The sequence below is a fragment of the Marinoscillum sp. genome (genome assembly GCF_040222955.1).
Classification (GTDB): Bacteria; Bacteroidota; Bacteroidia; order Cytophagales; family Cyclobacteriaceae; genus Marinoscillum.
This window is the reverse complement of the sequence record NZ_JAVKCA010000014.1, coordinates 1-19,411: the sequence shown is the minus strand read 5'-3', so window position 1 is coordinate 19,411 and position 19,411 is coordinate 1. Positions and strand designations below refer to the sequence as shown.

Genomic DNA, 19,411 nt, shown 5'->3' with positions numbered 1-19,411 from the left:
TAGTAGTTTTACGTCTAATACTGCGGTTTATTAAAATTCAAAAACTTAACAAAATCATGAAAATTCAACACACTTTTTTAATGTTGGCACTGGTAAGCATCGCCGTAGCCTGCACCAATCGCACGGTCACCAGAGTGAGCCCGGATCAGCAAATTGACCTGAGTGGTCGATGGAACGATACCGATTCTAAGCTGGTAGCAGACGAAATGATCAATGACGTGCTCAACAGACCCTGGAGAGAAGACTTCAGTCGTGCCAATGGCCGTAAGCCGGTGGTGATTGTAGGGATGATCCAAAATAAAACCTCTGAATACATCGAGCCGGAAACTTTCATCAAAGATGTGGAGCGTGAATTTATCAACTCCGGTATGGTTCGAATCGTTCAGAATGCCGTATTCAGGGAGAAGCTGCGAGAAGAACGTGCAGACCAGGGCGAATTTGCCTCACCTGAAACTCAGTCGAAATGGGGTAGGGAGCTTGGAGCTGACTTCATGATGTTTGGAGTCATTACTGCCGTGACTGATTCCTACAAGAACGAGAAGGTGGTGAACTACAAGGTAAACCTCGAACTGGCCAACCTCGAAACCAACGAGAAAGTCTGGATCGGAGACAAGGAAATTAAGAAATTCATCAAAAATTAAATCCACAACACCGCGTGAACCTCAAATGGATTAAGGCAGTCAGTATTGTTTTCCTGGCCTGTTCTACCTTCTCCTGTGCAACTTATTATCAGATCAATTCGGAGTTTAATCAGAGCTTTGAGCAGGGAAATCTGGAAGCTGCTGAGCGGGTATTGAACAGTAATAAACAGGCGGCTAAGAAAAAAGCTCAGTTCCTCTACTTTGCCAATCAGGGTGTGGTGAATAGCATGCTCGGAAATCTGGAGGAGAGCAATAAATGGCTGGAGAAGGCCTACTTGTTTGGTGAGGACTACCAAAAGAACTATGCCAGTATTGCTGCCTCATTCCTGGTGAATCCCAATACCATTGTGTATCCGGGTGAAGACCATGAGCACTTATTGTTATTGTATTACAAGGCGTTGAATTTTCTGAAAATGAAAGATTATGAGTCGGCACTCGTGGAGTGCCGACGACTGGTCAATCGCCAGAACGAGCTCAGCGATAAGTATAAATCAGACAAGAAGTACAAGGAGGATGCCTTTGTGCACAACCTCATGGGCATCATCTATGAGGCCAGTGGAGAGATCAACAATGCATTCATCGCCTACCGAAATGCCTACAACATCTATGAAGGCGACTATAAGCGGTTATTCGGGCTGGATGCTCCGAATCAACTCAAGCAAGACTTGCTACGGGCGGCTCATCTCAACGGGTTCTATACGGAGCTGGACTTTTATGAGCGTCAGTTCAATATGAAATACAGTCCCGCCGCGTCTGAAGAGTTGGTGTTTTTCTGGCACAATGGACTCGGCCCGGTCAAATCAGAGTGGTCTATCAATTTTACCGCTGTAGACGGGGGAGATGGTTTTGTCACTTTTGTCAATGACGAACACAATTTGAGTTTCCCTTATGCCATCAGCGGACCCGATCAGAAGTCACAGCTGACCGATCTGCGATTGTTTCGCGTGGCCTTCCCAAAATATGAAGAGCGCAAGCCCTATTTTCAGAGGGCGGTGCTGGAGACCAATCAAACACGTTATCAGCTTGAACTGGCTGAGGATGTCAATGCCATCGCCTTCAAAACACTGGAAGAGCGCATGATGCAGGAGCTGGCCAAAGGGCTGCTACGCGCAGCCACTAAGAAAGCTGTGGAGATGGCCATCAGGGGCCCTCAGGGTGGGAGTGATGAGAAGAAAACAGAAGAGGAAAAACGTGAAGAGGCCATCAGAGAGGGCTTGTCGCTCATGGTGGGCATCTTCAATGCCAGCACCGAAAAGGCAGACACCCGAAATTGGCAAACCATACCCCACGACATTTACTATGGTCGCGTGCCACTGAATACTGGTGAGAATACGGTCACCCTCAAGACCATCAGCGGCTCAGGAGCCACTGCCACCCAGGAGTTTTCTTTTACAGCAGCCAAGGGTGAGACCCTTTTTCATTCATTTCAATCACTGGAATACAAACGTTAGTGCTGTTTTTCTGTCATTTTTGACCAGGCTTTCATAAACTTGCCAGCTGTTTGAATGTGAAAACTTAAAAATTGATATGATGAAGAAAACAGTAATGATGATGTTGTTCCTATTGGCAGGTGTAGTTGGTTGGGCTCAGGAAGACACTTTTACGGATGAAGAATTGACTACATATGCCTCTGTGATGGTATGGGCTGAGAACGAAAAGGCCGCACTCAGCAGTGTGGTAAGTGACTCTGTGGCCATATGGCTGGAGAATACAGACCTCACCAATGCGGAATACAACGAATTGAGTAAAGCAGATAAGAAAGGCGAATTGGAGGCTGTGGAAGCTACAGAAGCCCAAGTGGCTGTGTATACGGCGATCAGAAACAGAATTGATGACAAAGCCGCGAAATTCAAAGAAAGATACGTGTCCCGTATCAAAGATGACATTGGGGCAGGACTCTATAATAAGGTGAAAACCGCACTTAAGAAGGACGAGGCGGTGAAAGCCAGATACGACGAAATTTACGCCCAACTTCAGGCCGATTCTTCCGAGCAGGAAGAAAGTGCCGGAGATACGGAATAATGAAATATGATGATGGAAAAGGGCTGATATTCAGTCCTTTTTTCATTTATATCCGGTCGCTGTGAATGTCCCTGGTGACCAACGCTTATAGTCATAAAGACCCCTGAGTGGTACTGAAAGCAAAATCAGAGGGAAGCGCTTCATGGTGATCACCTTAGAAAGATGAAGCCCTAATTACCCTAAGGTTTTAATTACGACGAGAATTTTGTTATTTTCAGGCAACTAATCCTAACAGAGACCAGAATATGTTCACGGAATATGAAATAGAAACCATGGTTGAGCTTCCTGAAGTATTGGAAGCTACCCAGGCCCTAAAGAAAGATTTTTGTAAAAACGAAGCGCCTTATCTGGAAATCAGCGACCATGACTTTTTTTCCCTGATCATGATGGCCCCAACCGTGGGCATTGCCCTGGCTGATGGTACAGTGAGTCTTTTCGAGGAGTTGGCGCTGAATAAGAAGGCCCGAAAACTTTCGAAAGGAGGGTATTTCATGAAGAAAGATCCTGTGGTGTATGCCATGAAGTTTTTGTTGAAGAAATATGATATCTGGTCTGATAAGTTCTTCAATGTACTCAAGGTGGCCATGCATGTATCCTTTGACATGGAACGACTCGAAAAGAAGAAGTTTGATGAGGAAGCTGAGGTGACCTATCCTGAGTATAAGAAGGCCGTTCTCAATACACCATACATTCTGATCCGGTTTATCGCCAGTTTCTTTCTGGAAAATGATGAGGAAATCATCAGTACCAACCGTCACATCGGGAGAAACGAGTACCTGCAGATGCTGAAAATTGGTGAGCAAATGGGGTTGAATAAATTACCTGTCTTTCAGATGTTTTGTAAAACCTTTGATCAAAAAGCGTAATTTCGAACCATAATCTTTTGTGCATTCGTTCGTTTTGGCTTTTAATGAAGAATTTTCCATCGCTTGTCATTGTTCTGTTGCTCCTCTTGCTCACCTCCTGCAAGGATGATGAAGTGGATGTGGTAGCAGAGGAAGAAGCACGCATCGAAGCACATTTTGATACGTTGGATGTTGATGTCAGCAGGGCGGAATCCGGTCTGTATGCCTATCCCATCACTCAGGGTGGGGTACCCAAAGCGGGGTTTGTCCTTTCCATTTCATATAAAATATGGGTGTTGGGTGCAGATTCTGCCACTACCAGCATTCGCAGCCTGGATACCGTAGTGGTTAAAAAGAATGCCAACGCCATTTATCCTATCGGAATAGACGAAGCCCTGAGTTATATGAAGGAAGGAGAAAAATGGGGATTTGTGCTGCCTTCATACCTCGCATTTGGTAACCATTCCTTTCCTCACGTGCTGATACCTGCGGAAGCCACCATGGCCATAGAGATTGAACTCCTGGAGGTTCGCTCGGAAACGGATGTATTGGATGCTGAAGTGAAAGCCATTGCTGCTTACATAGAAGACAATCAGCTCAGAGACACCGTGAACTACCCCCTCAATCAGCCTGAGATGCTTACCAATGGCATGGTATACAAACGACTGAAAGCAGGAACTGGAGCAACTCCTCAAAGCGGGCAATTTGTTTCAGTCACCTACGAAGGTCGTTTTTTGGATGGAACAGTCTTCGATCGGGCCCCCAATGCCGACGTGTTTGAGTTTTATATGGGTACTGGTTCAGTTATTCCCGGATTTGAGATCGGGGTGGAGCGCATTCAGCTTCAGGAGAAGGCGCTGATTATTATGCCATCATACCTGGGGTATCGGGAAAGTGCTGTGGTCATACCACACAATATCACATCGGAGGTGGCTGATCTTGAAATAATACCATCCTATGCATCAAAAGTACCGCCCTATACGCCTTTGGTCTTCGAAATTGAGGTGATTGGTATCAATTGATTCATATAATCCCTAATTTTAGAAATCAAACAGGACAGTATTGCGCAGGCTCTTCATATTTGTATGCATATTTCTCATGGCTTATCAGTGGTCTACTGCGCAGGCTCAGGATATCTATCGGAAATATGATATCTACAGGTCTCCCTTTCGCGTGCTGGCCAACAAGATAGGCTGGACGATTTCTACAGGTTATGGTGCCACCAATTACAAACATGATCTGGCCGGGTTCTACTTCTATCAGGATGGCGAAACTCAGTTGATCCTCAGCAAGCAAAATGAATTGGGGCCGGTCTTCTCAGGGTATCAGCAATGGATGAGCAATCCCACACCCGGAGAGGAAGTCAATTTGGATGATGTGTTTGATGTGCCTTACGATTACCTGGAAAATCCCGTCAATAATCCACTCCTCAAAAACAGGCAATTCATTGGTGATGCAGATACCCTTGGATTAAGCTTTTCTTCCATTGCATCAACGGTTCCGGTCATGGTCTCAGCACACTATGATTTTCAGAAGTTTAGAATCGGAGTGGGCTTTCAGTATGAGCAGCACTACATGACACCCCTCAAGCCATCTGTTTATCAGGAGGTGATCCGCCCTTACGAGCCCGACTTTAAACAAACCCATTACCTCAAATACTTCGGGATGATGGGCTATGAGTTTTATGAGTTTTGGGATTATACCTTCGTGCTGGAGGTTCAGTTGGGCAGAGCCAAGCCAGGGAAAGAGATTAATACGAGTGCCATAGGTATTGGTCAGAATTTTTATACCAACATAGGCGTAAACATTGAGCAAAACCTTTCAGAATACTTCAGGGTGGTGATACGGCCCAGTTATGACATCAAAAGTTATGTCGTCAATCTGCCGGATGCTTCCAGCATCCGCCATACCAATTCTGCCTTTATGATACAGGTGGGTATCAGCATCAACATCCCGGAAATACCCCGGTCTCCCATGGCCAGTGATCACGTACAATTGAAGCATGTAATTACCGATCCGGCCAGCGGAAGACTCATGGAAGTGAGGGGGCAACCCATGTGGAAAAAGCAGAATCCCAAAGTGGGTGAAAACCACCGCAGACTTTGGCGTTACAAGTTGAAGAACAGGCGAAAAATAGACCCCTATTAAAGCAGTTCAGACCGAAAAAAATTGCTTAAATTGCGACTTGTTTTTAAGGTAAACTTTTAAAGCTTTTTCATGTCAGACGATAGTGAAAACCTACCTGAAGGAGAGTCAGGAACCTACCCGGGGCAGAACATTATCCCAATCAACATAGAAGACGAAATGAGAGGTGCCTACATTGATTATTCAATGTCGGTAATCATCTCACGTGCCTTGCCCGATGTAAGAGATGGTCTTAAGCCGGTTCACAGGCGTATTCTCTATGGAATGTTGGAGTTGGGAGTGAACTATAACAAGCCCTATAAGAAATCAGCAAGGATAGTAGGAGAGGTGTTGGGTAAGTACCACCCGCATGGCGATACAGCGGTATACGATACCATGGTGCGTATGGCACAGCCCTGGTCACTCAGGTATCAGCTGGTTGATGGTCAGGGTAACTTTGGATCTGTAGATGGTGACTCACCTGCTGCGATGCGATATACCGAAGCCAGACTGAAGCGTATTGCAGAAGAAATGCTGGCGGATATCAATAAGAATACGGTTGATTTCTCACCCAACTTTGATGATAGTTTGAAGGAGCCCTCGGTGCTTCCTGCCAAACTACCCAACCTGCTGCTGAATGGAGCCAGTGGGATTGCTGTGGGTATGGCTACTAACATGGCCCCACATAACCTGTCAGAAGTGGTGGATGGCGCCGTGGCGTACATCGACAACAATGACATCACCATCGAAGAACTCACTCAGCATATCAAAGCACCCGATTTCCCTACAGGTGGTATCATCTATGGCTATCAGGGTGTCCGCATGGCCTTCGAAACAGGCCGTGGCAGAGTGGTCATGAGGGCTAAGGCAGAAGTAGAAACCATGAAGTCCGGTCGGGAGCAGATTGTAGTAACCGAGATTCCCTATATGGTCAACAAGGCGTCGATGATCGAAAAGACCGCCATGCTGATCAATGAAAAGAAAATTGATGGCATCTCTGACATTCGTGATGAGTCGGACAGAGATGGTATGAGGATCGTTTATGAACTGAAAAAGGATACGATTCCTAACATCGTTCTCAACAACCTCTATAAGCAAACACAACTCCAATCTTCCTTCAGTGTGAACAATGTGGCACTTGTAGGAGGGAGGCCTAAGACATTAAATGTCAAGGATTTATTGAAGTACTATGTGGAGCATCGCCATGAGGTAGTGGTTCGCAGGACTCAGTATGAACTGGAGGAAGCAGAGAAGCGCGCCCACATTCTGGAAGGCTATCTGATTGCGCTGGACAACCTTGATGAAGTCATTAAATTAATCAGAAGTTCGCGTGATCCGGAGATTGCAAAACTTGGGTTGATGGAGAATTTCAAGCTAAGTGAGATTCAGGCACGAGCCATCCTCGACATGAGGTTGCAGCGACTGACAGGTCTTGAGCGGGAGAAGATCATCAAGGAATACGAAGAAGTGAAAGCTTTGATCGAAGAACTGAAGGCCATCCTTGCAGATGAAGGAAAGCGGATGGAAATCATCAAGACCGAGCTGCTGGAAGTAAAAGATCGCTACGGTGATGAGCGCCGCACTTACATAGAGCATGCTGCGGATGAGTTTACCGCTGAGGATATGATCCCGGATGATGAAATGGTTTTGACCATTTCGCGTGAAGGTTATATCAAGCGTACTCCGCTGATCGAATACCGTACGCAGAACAGGGGTGGTGTGGGCTCCAAGGCGGCCACTTTCAAAAATGATGACTTTACGGAGCACCTCTTTGTGGCTACTAACCACAACTACCTGCTCATCTTCACCGAGTTTGGTAAAGTGTACTGGCACAAAGTGTGGGCCATTCCTGAAGGCAGTAAAACAGCCAAAGGACGGGCCATACAGAACCTGATCAATATAGATCCGTCTGACAAGGTGCGTGCGGTGATCAATGTGTTGAACCTGGATGATCCGGATTATATCAACAACAACTTCCTGATCATGTGTACCGAAAATGGTACCATCAAGAAGACCACGCTAGAGGCATACAGTCGTCCGAGACAGAATGGTATCAATGCGATCACCATCAATGAAGGCGATAAACTGCTCAATGTACGTCTGACCAATGGTGACAATCACATCGTGATTGCTTCGAACACCGGGCGTGCAATTAACTTCCACGAATCAGATGTGAGGCCAATGGGAAGAATGGCGGCCGGCGTTCGCGGTATCAAAATGAAAGAAGGTGAATTTGTGGTTGGCATGGTCTGTGTTGACCATAAGGAGCCAGCGGATCTTTTGGTGGTATCAGAAAACGGATACGGGAAACGTTCTGACCTTTCTGACTACCGCATCACCAAACGAGGTGGTAAAGGGGTGAAAACCATGAATATCACTGAGAAAACGGGTGCTCTGGTGGCCATTAAGGATGTGGAAGAGACCGATCACTTGATGATTATCAACCGTTCTGGCATCGCCATACGTACCGAAGTATCCAGTCTCAGAGTAATGGGCCGGGCCACTCAGGGAGTAAGACTGATCAGGCTAAATGACGATGATTCAATCTCAGCTGTAGAAAAAATTTCTAATATTGAGGGAGATGATCAGCCGGAAGGTGGAGAAGAAGGAGCTTCTCAGAGCCCTAATGAAGAGAATGTAGACTAAACTTTAATAGATAACCTTAATAAAATTGACAATGAAACGTACTTACATAATCATGATGGCATTGGTTCTTAGCCTTGCAGGTTATGCCCAAAAGAAGCCTAAGATCACCAAGGCCAATCAGGCTCGCGAAAATGGAGACCTGGCTGAGGCCAAAGCAATTATCGATGCTGCCATCGAATACGAAAAAGTGAAGGATGACGGGAAAACCTGGTATTACCGTGGGCTTATTTACGCCACCATCGATACCACCTCTAATGAGCAGTATGCGAACCTTTCGGACAATGCCCTGGAGGAAGCTGTAGCCGCATTCAATAAAGCAGATGAAATCGATCCTGAGGGTAAGAACTATTATATTACCGGCATGATGGGGATTCCTGAATTGAAGAATCAACAAATCAGTAATTACTACTCATACTATTACAATATGGCGGTAATGGCTTTTCAGGACAGTGAGTATGAGAAGGCTGTGGATGCATTTGAGAAGTCTTACTATATCGTACCGGATGATACCAATGCCTACATCAATGCAGCTTATGCCGCGCACAATGGCCAACTGTATGATGCAGCTACCAAAAACTACCGTCTGGCAATAGACAATGGTGCTACCAGCAAGGATTTGTATTACAACTATGTGAGCATCCTTACCACTGCCCTGGACGACAAAGAGGGTGCTTTGGCTGTAGTGGATGAAGCATTGGAAAAATATCCTTCTGACGGGACTTTGCAGAAAAACAGGATCAACCTGCTGATCAACATGGGGAAAATAGAAGAAGCCAGAAGTAATCTGGAAGAAGCTATTGAAAGTGAGCCGGACAATGCCAATCTATACTTCACCCTGGCAGTGATCAATGATGAGATGAAAGATCAGGAACGAGCCATCAAGGCGTATTTGAAAGCCATTGAAATTGATCCGAATCACTTTGAGGCCAACTTCAACTACGGGGTTATCCTGATTAATCAGGCCAACGAAACGATCAAAGAGAGCAACAGTCTGGGAATGTCTAAGGCAGACCAGAAAAAGGCCAGAGAGCTGGAGCCGGTAATCAGTCAGAAGTTGAAGGATGCTTTGCCCCAGTGGGAAAAGGTACATGAGATCAATCCTTCTGACCGGACAGCAATGGAAACCCTTGCTTACATCTACACGCAGTTGAAGATGAAGGAAAAGGCCAATGCCATGAATAAAAAACTTGATTCGATGTAAATTTCACAACGTAATCATGAAAAAGCCGTCAAAAAAGTATTTTTGACGGCTTTTTTTTATACATTTAATCTCCACCGTTGTTCAGGTCCTTAATGAGACCTGTTTTTTTCATTAACCACCGCCAATATGTTCTGTTCATCAGGGAATTATTCCTGTTGACGTAAATCTATTGTTTTACGAATGCTTTGTTGTTGAACTTTATAAACCTACTGCAAAACCCCTAAAAATGAGCACCATCAAGATTTCAGCCCGAGGCATTGACGAGATTAATTCAGTATACAAGAAAATCAAGAAGGAGTATAAAGCATTAGATACCATCAGGCTCAATCAAACAACCATGGATTATGAGCTTATCCTGGCAAAAAACGAACTGGATGGCTACCTGAAGTCCATTTGCGATAAGGTGATCGACAATGATGAGCTGCTTGAAGAGGAAAGCGTTTTTAAAGATTTTGGCTGGAAGAAATTCAGCTCCGCAATGGCAGAAGAGCGCGTGTGCATTCCGCTGAGAAGTCTGAAAACCATCTGGGGTGACCTGAGTGATGAAAAGAAACGGGCTTGTTTTGAGTACCTCTGCGAGGAAAAGGAACTCACGCCTGTAGAGGACGAAAGCGACGAAGTGCTGGCTTCTGATTACTGATCAAAACACAACTAACTTGTCCTGAGCCCGAAACCTTCGGGCTTTTTTATGTCCCTTTTGAGATGTACCGTCAGATGGATTTCAGACTACTCCAACCTCAACAGGTAGTGGAGTATACGGCCGATGACCCGTTCCATAAATCCGGGTCTGGGTAGGCATTTCTCCTTTTTGATTTCCATCATTTGATCAATGGACTGCTTCAGAATTGTGGCGGATTTTTCATCTAAGATTTCCGCTGCATTCCACTGGAGTGTTTCTAATGTCTGGATGGTTTCTGACAGAGTTTGGCAATCTGATTTTTGATACATGATGGGACCTTTTTTCAGGACAGACGTCATTCATCAACCAAACGCTGCAAGAAGCATCAAAATCTAAGAACCATTTTGGTAAAAGACTGTCTCTTTTCCAGGTTCACTTTTTTACGGATTCTGTAGCGGCTTTGCTCCACTGTTCTCACCGTTACATTCATCAGGATGGAGATTTCATGATTATCCAAACCCATTCGAAGATACGCGCACATGCGAAGCTCCCGTTTACTGAGATCAGGATAGGCATTCTTAAAGCGGGTCAGAAAATTGTCATGTGATTTATTGAATTGGTGTTCAAACTGATCCCAGTAATCCTCATCCTGTAGCTGCTGATCAATTTCCTTGACCAGTTTATTCACGAGCCCTACATCCTGAGCACTAATCCTGGAAGCAGTTGCCCGTGCTTTTTCACGTATTTGCTGTAGCTTTTGATTCTTGTGGAGATAGCTCATGGTCACCGCGTTCATCTCGCTTTTGGTGGACTCCAGTTCCTGACTGAGGTTTTGGTTTCTGATCCGGATCATTTCCTGCTCACTACTCAACCGTTCAAATTCGTAGGCTTTCCGCAGTTGCGTAATCCTGATTCTCTGGATCCAATAGATGAGCCCGGAACCAACAACAATCAACACCACCTGAAACCAGCGTGTTTTCCAGAAAGGAGGGTGTACGATCAATTGAACTGACGCACCCGTGTCATTCCATACCCCATGATTATTGGAGGCCTTTACATGAAAAGTATATTTCCCTGGATCAAGATTCGTATAGGTGGCCAGTCGCCGACCGCCAACATACTGCCAGCCGTCATCAAAGCCCTCGAGCCAATAGGCAAACTCATTTCGCGAAGATGCTATATAGTTCAAAGCAGTATACTCGAAATTGATGACCGATTGCTCATGCGCTATTTCGATCAGTGTAGTGTTTTCAATGGTGCTGTCGATCACAGTGCCTTTAATCAGAGGTTTCTGTGACTGGTTAAATACCTGAAAATCAGTAATGTAAACTGGAGGAATGTAAGTGTTCTTTCTGAGAAGCGCTGGATCAAAAGAGGTGATGCCCTGGGTGCCACCAACATACACCTGACCATTGGAAGATTTCAATAGGGCATTGTGATTGAATAAGTTGTCTGGAATCTCATAACTGATAATGGCATGCGTTGATAAATCAAATTGGGACAAATGGGTCTTTGAGACGACCAGCAGATTTCCAAAGTCATCTGTTTGAAGACCGAGTAACGGCAACTCCGGGAATCCGGCCTCCCGGCCAAACAGGATAAACTCATTCTTCTCGGGAATATAGCGTATCAATCCACTTGCTGAAGCAATCCAAATATTTCTGAATTTATCTTCAATAGTTCCTTTCGTTTGATTCAGTAAGTGATTGCTGCTGGCCAGCTTGTCTGATGGAATGATACTCGTCCATTCATCGAGGCGCCGCTGATAGTAAAGGAGCCCACCATCTGTACTAAACCACAGATTTGACTGGCTATCTTCCATGATATGATAAACATGGAACTGCCCTCCATTGAGATAGGAGAGATCGGGTAGATGAAAATCTCTCTTTACCGGGTCAAATATAGAGATCCCACCACCCAGCGTACCCAGCCATGTGAGGCCCCGACTGTCTGTAAAGATGGACCAGATGTTATTGCTGGGGAGCGCAGCATAGTGTTCCTTCTCTCTTTTAAAATGCTCAAAATGACCAGTTTCGGGTCTGTACCTGGTGAGCCCCTGATTGTACGTTCCAATCAGAAGATTCCCCAACCGGTCGGTGGAGATGGTTTTAACCACATCTGTACTGAGACCATTGCTATGGTCGAAACGAAGGGTTTGTCCGGCCCGGGCTTTCAATACCAGACCTCCCCAGTCGGTTCCAATCCACAATTGCTCCTGGTCATCTTCATACAGACTAAGTACCGGTTGGTTGGGAATACTCGTATCATCACATGGATTGTTCTCAATCAACTGAAACATGTTGTGTTGTGGATCATATTTATTGACTCCACCATCATAGGTTCCAATCCAGATGATTCCCTGAAGGTCCCTGGAGAGTGTCCAAATGGCATTGCTGGACAGTGAAGTCAGGTCCTGCGTTGATTTATTTGCATTGCTAAATACTTCGGTTCCTGGATTGAACAGGTCAATACCACTGCCATCGGTGGCCAGCCATAGCAGGGTATCCACGGTGAGAATGTCCCTGATCTGCATGGTACTGGGCCCATTGATTCCGGAACCACTCCGGTAGGTTTTGTAGGTGAGCGTTTTGAGGTTGAGTCGTGACAGACCACCGTTGATGCTGGCAACAAACAAGGTGGTGTCATTATGAAAGTGAAGGTTTTTCAACACATTGTCATCTTTATCAGCCAGGGAAAGGTCGGTATAAGTGACCTGATCAAAAGTACTGGTCCTGGGGTCATACACACTTAATTGGTTGTTCTCGGTCGCCAACCAGATACGGCCATCCTTACTCTCAGCAATGTCGTATATCACCCTTCCATTGACGGTTTGCTCATCACCGTCCCGGAAATAGTATTTCTGATGCCATTTTCCGTCCGGTGAGACTACTGAAAGGCCATCTTCGGTGCCAACCCACATATATTGCCTCGAATCTTCAAAGATCGAACGAATGCTGTAATGCGCAATCACAAGCGAGTCCGCCACACCATCACTAAGCCTGGTGAACATCCCGGTCTCTGGCGTATAAATACTCAGACCATTGGAAGAGCTGCCGATCCAAATCCGACCCAGGTGGTCTTGCTCCATGGCGGAGACCAGGTTTCCCTGCAATGAGTTGGGGTTGCTTTCATCATACTGGAAAATCTCAAAGTCATAGCCATCAAATCTGGCTACCCCCTTGTAGGTACCAAACCACATAAACCCTTTTTGATCCTGAAGAATACAGGAAATGGTATTATCAGGAAGGCCGTCTCTTACGCTGAGTTGTTCAAATTTGATCCGACTGTTGCTGATCTGTCCCTGGACTGTTCCAGGCATCAACCCCACCAACAGCATCAACCAAAGTTGTTTGCCGACCCCTAATTTTCTTAAGTTCAGTTTTGATAATGTCATACAGGCAATAATCAACACTTAGTGTAAGAAGCCGTGCGCCCAATCCGATGCTGAGCCATTCACTAAATTCCTACTGTTCACCAGGGGCTAAATATAACTATTTTGTTGAGTGATTATCGAGGCTTCATCCGGTGAGCGCAAAGGGAAATGCGAGGCATTTTTCTAATGTTGAAAAAGTGTAGTAATGAAATACTCACTTGTTGAAACAAATAACCAGCAATCATTAGATCGGATTCTGACATTTAAGTCTAATCGGTCTTGTCTGTTTATGTTATTAACGTATTAAATGTAATTAGCACATATACAGATACTTATGCCTTATTAATGAAAGTTGATTTTCGCTCAAACTTTGACTCACTGAACCCAAAACCACACAGTTAGGGTGACAGCAATACCACATCCTGCTATTGAATTAATGTAGGCCACCTCCGCTTGGCCGCCAGGAGAGCGGTACTTACCTTGGCTATGATGACGGGGGATAATCACTCACCGGTATTATCATGCCGGAGCATCCCCGGAACATTCAGTTCTTATTCTTAACCAAACCAACCCATTACGATGAAACAATTATTCCTGACCTTTTTCATTCTCATATCCGCCTGGCAGGTGGGTGCTCAATCAATAGTAGATTACCATGGACGGCTGCAGGCTGCCAATGACGGATCGGTCCATTTTCTTGGTGCCAAAAGCGGGGAGATCGCCTATCCGGCCGGTGCCAGTTTTTTCTGGAGCGAAGCCAGTTCCCAGTGGTATACTGCACAGACTGTGAAAAACTTACACGAACAATACAATGTACAAATAGTCAGAGCTGCGATGCAGGTTGATCCGGAATGGGGCGGAGGCTATCGTCCCAACCCGGCCTTTAATAAGGCACTGGTAGAAACCATCGTGCAGGCGGCGATCGATGAAGGCATCTATGTGATCATCGACTGGCACGTAGAAGGCAGCGCCTGGGGAGATGAAAGCATTGCCCAGACCTTCTTTGCGGAAATGGCGCAGGCTTACGGTCATTATGACAATGTCATCTATGAGCTATGGAATGAGCCCACCACCCAAAACTGGAATTCGGACATCAAGCCTTATTGTGAATTGATTATCAATACCATTCGCCAGTATGATCCGGATAACCTGATTCTCTGTGGTACCCAAACCTGGTCTCAGGTGGTGGAAGACGCAGCGGCCAATCCCATCAATGATCCTAACGTAGGCTATGTGCTGCATTTCTATTCTGACCTCCACAATGGAAGTCTCTACAATGGCAAGGAGAGCCTCGGTGTGCCTGTATTTGTTACCGAGTGGGGGACTCCGGGCTATCATCCAAACACCGATGGCTTTCGCCAGTGGATGGAAAACAACAAAATCCCAAATTGCAGCTGGGCGGTGAATAACAAAGATGAACCACTGTCTTACTTCAACCCTGGAGTCACCAACTATACCGGCCCGTGGGCTCCGGGCGACTTGCGCGATGCGGGCACCGTACTCACAGGGATCACGCAAAATTGGCCCGGCAATTCATTCACACCGGTGGTTTGCACTGATCATGCACTACCGGGGATCATTCAGGCGGAAGACTTCTGTACCCAATCAGGCATACAGACAGAGACTACCACTGATACTGGCGGCGGGCAGAATGTAGGATACTTTGATGCGGGAGACTGGGTGAAATACAAAGTGGCGAGCAGTCAGTCTGGTAATCATGAACTCACACTACGCATAGCTACCACGGCTGCCGGCAGGCAGGTGGTGTTGGAAACACCCAATGGGAATACCACGATCAACCTTCCTCAGACCAGCACGGATCCATCCAATTGGCAGGTGTGGCAGGAGGTCACTGCCACCGTCAGCCTCCCATCGGGTAATTACGAAATTGCACTGTCCTCGCCCACGGGTGGATTTAATGTCAACTGGTTCAACCTGGCTGCTGGCTGTCAGGGAACAACACTCACCACGGTGGCGATTGCCCCGGACAATCCAACCATTTTGGTAGGAGAGAGCATCCAACTGACGGCCCAGGGTTATGACGAATGTGGCAACCCCATGGCCTCCAACCCAACCTGGTCTGGCAATGCACCCAATGGACTGTTTACAGCGTCTTCAGCGGGTTCCTTTGCCGTCACGGCCACCGATGGTGCCGTCAGTGATCAGGTAACAGTCACAGTGAATGATGGCTCCAACATGCTCACCAATGGCAACTTCAGCAACGGTGCAACCGGGTGGGGGAGCTACGTCAACGGTGCCGCCAATGCCTCACCGGGGGTGGCAGGTGGTGAGATGCACGCCAGCATTACCTCCGGAGGCAGTGCCAACTGGCATGTGCAGTGGTATCAGACCGGGGTAAACATGCAAAATGGTGTGGACTACACCCTCACATTCAAAGCCCGTGCAGCCAGCAACAGAACCATCGGTGCATCGGTGGAAATGAGCAACTCCCCGTATACAGGGTATTTCAACCAATCGGTGAGCCTCACCACGCAAATGCAGACTTTCTCCTATGATTTTACCATGACGGCAGCAACAGATGCCAACGCGCGGGTATTGTTCAACCTGGGGGCATCCAATGGAGACGTGTACATCGATGATGTGGTAATGGTAGAGAATGGGAGTAACCCGCCACCATTTAGCGTCCAACTGGAGGCTGAAAACTATTCATTCATGAGCGGAATCCAGACAGAACCCTGTAGCGAAGGGGGACTTAATGTGGGCTACATTGATGCAGGTGACTGGCTGTCTTTCCATGATGTCAACATTCCGGCCACGGGCATCTATACCGTTTCCTATCGTGTGGCCAGCCTCAATGGGGGTGGAACCATCAGTCTGGAGCAAAACAATGGTGCCACGGTACTGGGTACCATCAACGTTACCAGTACAAGCGGATGGCAAAACTGGACCACCATCTCACACACGGTGACATTAAGCGCCGGGGTTCAAAATTTCGGAATAGGCATACCGGCAGGAGGGTGGAACCTCAATTGGTTCAAGATCACTTCTGGGAGCAGCGGTAGCCGTACCGATCATTCTGCTGCCCGTCCTGTCATTCCTGAACTCAGCATCTATCCCAATCCGGCGAGTGATTACTTGCATTTTAAAGGCCTTGAGGGCTTTGATCACCTGGAAATCATAGGCCTGGATGGAAAAAGCCAGCTTTCTACAACTATAGATAAGGATCAAACACTTGCCGTTTCCGTAAGTCAACTAAAAAACGGAGTGTACCTGATTCGGCTGTCCGGTGCAACCGGAACGCAGGTTAAAAGATTCATTAAACGATAACTCCAACCAGCTGATTTCTTAACTGAAAAGCCCGCCATTTGGTGGGCTTTTTCGTGTTTAATCACGTTCAGGGCATCTGGTATTTGAGAATATTATGTTAAGTGATCAGGTGTTTTACTCCAACATTTGGAAGGCAAGCGGATACCACTAACGGATCACTCTTGTCCAAAAATTCTGAATTACCCGGTGAATTAGTATCAAATAAATGAGAATGGTCAGGCGGCCTTCCAGATCACTTCAGATAAGCGATGCTCGGGATCAGACATTTCGAAGCGCAGTGGTTGAGTTTTGATTTCAAGCAAGGCGTGGCCATTCAAGACATCATCGGGATGCACCGACACCTCTGAAGCTCTGAAGAACTCTGTGACATCCGGACAGGGATCATCCTCACAGTATTCGTCATAGATGTCAAACAGTATGTCGTTGAGGTACTGGCCGTAATTCATTTTGAACTGGAACAATTTGTCTTCAAAATCATCAATCAGTGATTGATCTGTTGGATGACCATCCAGGTGAAGTTTGGCCTGCAGGAGTTTTTGTATGGCTTGTTCTAATGCTGAAAAATCCATGTCGTTGAACAGTTGCTTTGTAATTGAATGTAACGAAGATGGAATTGAATGCTAAGAAGAAATCGATGAACGGCACCACATGCACGACGACCCGAGTGTCACCGGGGAAATATTCAATGGTGCAGCCCGTACGTTCCAGCGATCAGCGGAGTGCTGGAGGATGTGTACCAGAAGACTGACGATCGGTAACGCAGTTCACAGGTGGAAGAGATACTCAGCAGTCTAAGCTTCATCAATGATTCCAGCCATTTGTACGGAGCAGTGGCTCACCGAAAGTATTGGTTGTGAATGGTGGGTTTGAGTAGTTGTGTATAAGTACTTGAATGTCAAAGGTTTGTTATATATCGAATAGAGGGTGTGCCATGGCATTTCAGTAGAGTAACTTAACATAATATAAATTATATAACATCCTTATATGGATTTGCGATCAGACGCGTAGCGGATGATTAACATAATACCAGATCTATATACAGTGCGGCCGGCAAGGCTTGTCTGTTGTAGATCGTCAGGTATTATGTTAAAGCAAATCCATCCACCTTAGTGATAATGATTTATCCCTGGCCGGAACCATTAAGCTTATCGTTCAAATTCGATATTCGGGATATAGCCATTCTCGGCGATTAGCCTACGCGGCTCGGGACTTTGCCTGTGAACACCGGGGCGCGTAGCCTTGCCAGTCTTTGCTCTGTTTTCTCACAGCACAAGCCAACCTCAAGCGTCATTCTGAGGAATCAGTATGCCAAAGGCTGCTGATGACTGTGAGAATCTCTTTGACCGGGTCGCGTAGAGAGAGTGTTACATTAAGTGTGTCAAGTTAGGATTTTAGAACAAATTCATAACTTGACAAAAATGAACAAAGACAAATTTGATTTTGAGACCTTCAAGAAGACGGCTGCTCATCGATTGAAGCAAGGCGATAGTCTTCTGGGCCGTGAGGGCGTACTCACGCCACTACTCAAGGACTTTCTTGAAGAAGCATTATCCGGGGAGCTGGAAGCCCACCTGGAGGATGAAAAGCCCAATCGAAAAAACGGTAAAGGACGCAAATCACTCAAGACTACTCTGGGTACCGTGGAGTTGGATACCCCTCGTGATCGCAACGGGACATTTGAGCCGGAGCTTGTATCCAAACGCCAACGCAGTTTAGGTGTAGATCTCGACAGGCAGATACTGGCACTCTATGCCCGGGGAGCCAGTTATGGGGACATTAGCGACCATTTACAGGAAATGTATGGATTGGACATTTCAACAGCCACTATCAGCCGAGTAACCGATAAGATTCTTCCCTTGGTACAAGAGTGGCGGAGCAGGCCTTTGGAGCAGGTTTATCCCTTTGTTTGGCTGGATGCCATTCATTACAAAGTCCGTCATGAGGGTCGGGTGATTAACCGGGCAGTTTACTGCATGATTGGTCTTAACCAGGAGGGTTACAAAGAGCTTTTGGGGATGTACATTGGAGAAAATGAGGGAGCTAAGTTCTGGCTACAAGTGCTCACAGACCTCCAAAACAGGGGTATTGAGGATATCTTCATTGCCAGTATCGATAACCTCACCGGGTTTGCAGACGCTATTGAGTCAATCTTCCCCAACACCGAAGTACAGCTTTGTGTCGTTCACCAGATCCGCAACTCTCAGAAATATCTCTCTTACAAAGATGTCAAGCCTTTTATGATGGATTTGAAGCCTGTATACCAAGCTACGACCAAGGAACAAGCAGAACGCCATTTGGATCAACTGGAGGCTAATTGGGGCGATAAATACCCTAAAGTCATTGATTCCTGGCGAAAGAATTGGCCAAGGTTGTCTAATTATTTTCAGTACTCTAAAGAGATCAGGCGCATCATTTACACCACCAATATCATCGAAGGATTTTACCGACAGATACGGAACGTAACAAAGAGCAAGGGAGCTTTTACATCGGAAGATGCCTTAATGAAACTGCTGTTTCTGGCTCAGGAAAATATCTGTTCAAAGTGGAATAGACCCGTACATAATTGGAATCAAACACTAGCTCAACTTTCCATTATATTTGGTGAGAGGCTTAAACTTAATATCTAGCTGACACAGTTATTGTAACATATCC

The 19,411-nt window shown here is 46.2% G+C and carries 14 protein-coding genes; 11 read left to right on the top strand and 3 right to left on the bottom strand.

From position 1 onward, the window contains the following. The first annotated feature begins 56 nt into the window (after window positions 1–56). From RIH33_RS13305 to RIH33_RS13265, 9 genes are all read left to right on the top strand, one after another. Window positions 57–641: a penicillin-binding protein activator LpoB gene (locus RIH33_RS13305; RefSeq protein WP_406651435.1), complete on the top strand. Its 585-nt coding sequence runs from the start codon at window positions 57–59 to the stop codon at window positions 639–641. 14 nt (window positions 642–655) lie between these two features. Then, on the top strand, window positions 656–2,092 hold the full coding sequence (locus RIH33_RS13300) for a COG3014 family protein (protein WP_406651434.1): 1,437 nt from the start codon (window positions 656–658) through the stop codon (window positions 2,090–2,092). Window positions 2,093–2,168: 76 nt separating this feature from the next. Beyond that, window positions 2,169–2,663, top strand: coding sequence for a hypothetical protein (locus tag RIH33_RS13295; RefSeq protein WP_406651433.1), 495 nt, complete (start codon window positions 2,169–2,171; stop codon window positions 2,661–2,663). A 245-nt stretch (window positions 2,664–2,908) separates the two neighbouring features. Then, a complete protein-coding gene (locus RIH33_RS13290; RefSeq protein ID WP_159579741.1) occupies window positions 2,909–3,529 on the top strand; it encodes a hypothetical protein in 621 nt (206 codons plus the stop codon). A gap of 44 nt (window positions 3,530–3,573) precedes the next feature. Continuing rightward, entirely contained in the window at window positions 3,574–4,530 is a 957-nt protein-coding gene (locus RIH33_RS13285) for an FKBP-type peptidyl-prolyl cis-trans isomerase (protein ID WP_406651432.1), read from the top strand. A 76-nt stretch (window positions 4,531–4,606) separates the two neighbouring features. Beyond that, the gene (locus RIH33_RS13280; protein ID WP_406651430.1) at window positions 4,607–5,656 is read left to right on the top strand and encodes a hypothetical protein; all 1,050 of its coding nucleotides are present in this window, start codon (window positions 4,607–4,609) and stop codon (window positions 5,654–5,656) included. A gap of 69 nt (window positions 5,657–5,725) precedes the next feature. Further along, window positions 5,726–8,278, top strand: a complete 2,553-nt coding sequence (gene gyrA / locus RIH33_RS13275) for a DNA gyrase subunit A (protein ID WP_406651429.1) — start codon at window positions 5,726–5,728, stop codon at window positions 8,276–8,278. Between the two features lie 31 nt (window positions 8,279–8,309). After that, window positions 8,310–9,479 (top strand): tetratricopeptide repeat protein, encoded by a 1,170-nt coding sequence (locus tag RIH33_RS13270; RefSeq protein WP_406651428.1) that lies wholly within the window; start codon window positions 8,310–8,312, stop codon window positions 9,477–9,479. A gap of 226 nt (window positions 9,480–9,705) precedes the next feature. Continuing rightward, the gene (locus RIH33_RS13265; RefSeq protein ID WP_406651427.1) at window positions 9,706–10,119 is read left to right on the top strand and encodes a hypothetical protein; all 414 of its coding nucleotides are present in this window, start codon (window positions 9,706–9,708) and stop codon (window positions 10,117–10,119) included. An 86-nt stretch (window positions 10,120–10,205) separates the two neighbouring features. On the opposite strand, the gene RIH33_RS13260 is transcribed toward RIH33_RS13265, so the two are convergent. Together RIH33_RS13260 and RIH33_RS13255 are read right to left on the bottom strand one after the other, a co-directional pair. Next, the gene (locus RIH33_RS13260) at window positions 10,206–10,427 is read right to left on the bottom strand and encodes a hypothetical protein (RefSeq protein ID WP_406651426.1); all 222 of its coding nucleotides are present in this window, start codon (window positions 10,425–10,427) and stop codon (window positions 10,206–10,208) included. Window positions 10,428–10,483: 56 nt separating this feature from the next. Beyond that, entirely contained in the window at window positions 10,484–13,492 is a 3,009-nt protein-coding gene (locus RIH33_RS13255) for a two-component regulator propeller domain-containing protein (RefSeq protein ID WP_406651424.1), read from the bottom strand. Window positions 13,493–14,050: 558 nt separating this feature from the next. On the opposite strand from RIH33_RS13255, the gene RIH33_RS13250 reads away from it, so the two are divergent. Continuing rightward, the gene (locus RIH33_RS13250; protein ID WP_406651423.1) at window positions 14,051–16,759 is read left to right on the top strand and encodes a carbohydrate-binding protein; all 2,709 of its coding nucleotides are present in this window, start codon (window positions 14,051–14,053) and stop codon (window positions 16,757–16,759) included. Window positions 16,760–16,974: 215 nt separating this feature from the next. On the opposite strand, the gene RIH33_RS13245 is transcribed toward RIH33_RS13250, so the two are convergent. Beyond that, window positions 16,975–17,328 carry a hypothetical protein gene (locus tag RIH33_RS13245; RefSeq protein ID WP_406651422.1) on the bottom strand — a complete coding sequence of 118 codons (354 nt, stop codon included), beginning with the start codon at window positions 17,326–17,328 and terminating at the stop codon, window positions 16,975–16,977. A gap of 849 nt (window positions 17,329–18,177) precedes the next feature. On the opposite strand from RIH33_RS13245, the gene RIH33_RS13240 reads away from it, so the two are divergent. Beyond that, complete coding sequence (locus RIH33_RS13240; RefSeq protein ID WP_406651421.1) at window positions 18,178–19,386, top strand: IS256 family transposase; 1,209 nt, start codon at window positions 18,178–18,180, stop codon at window positions 19,384–19,386. Window positions 19,387–19,411 lie beyond the last annotated feature (25 nt).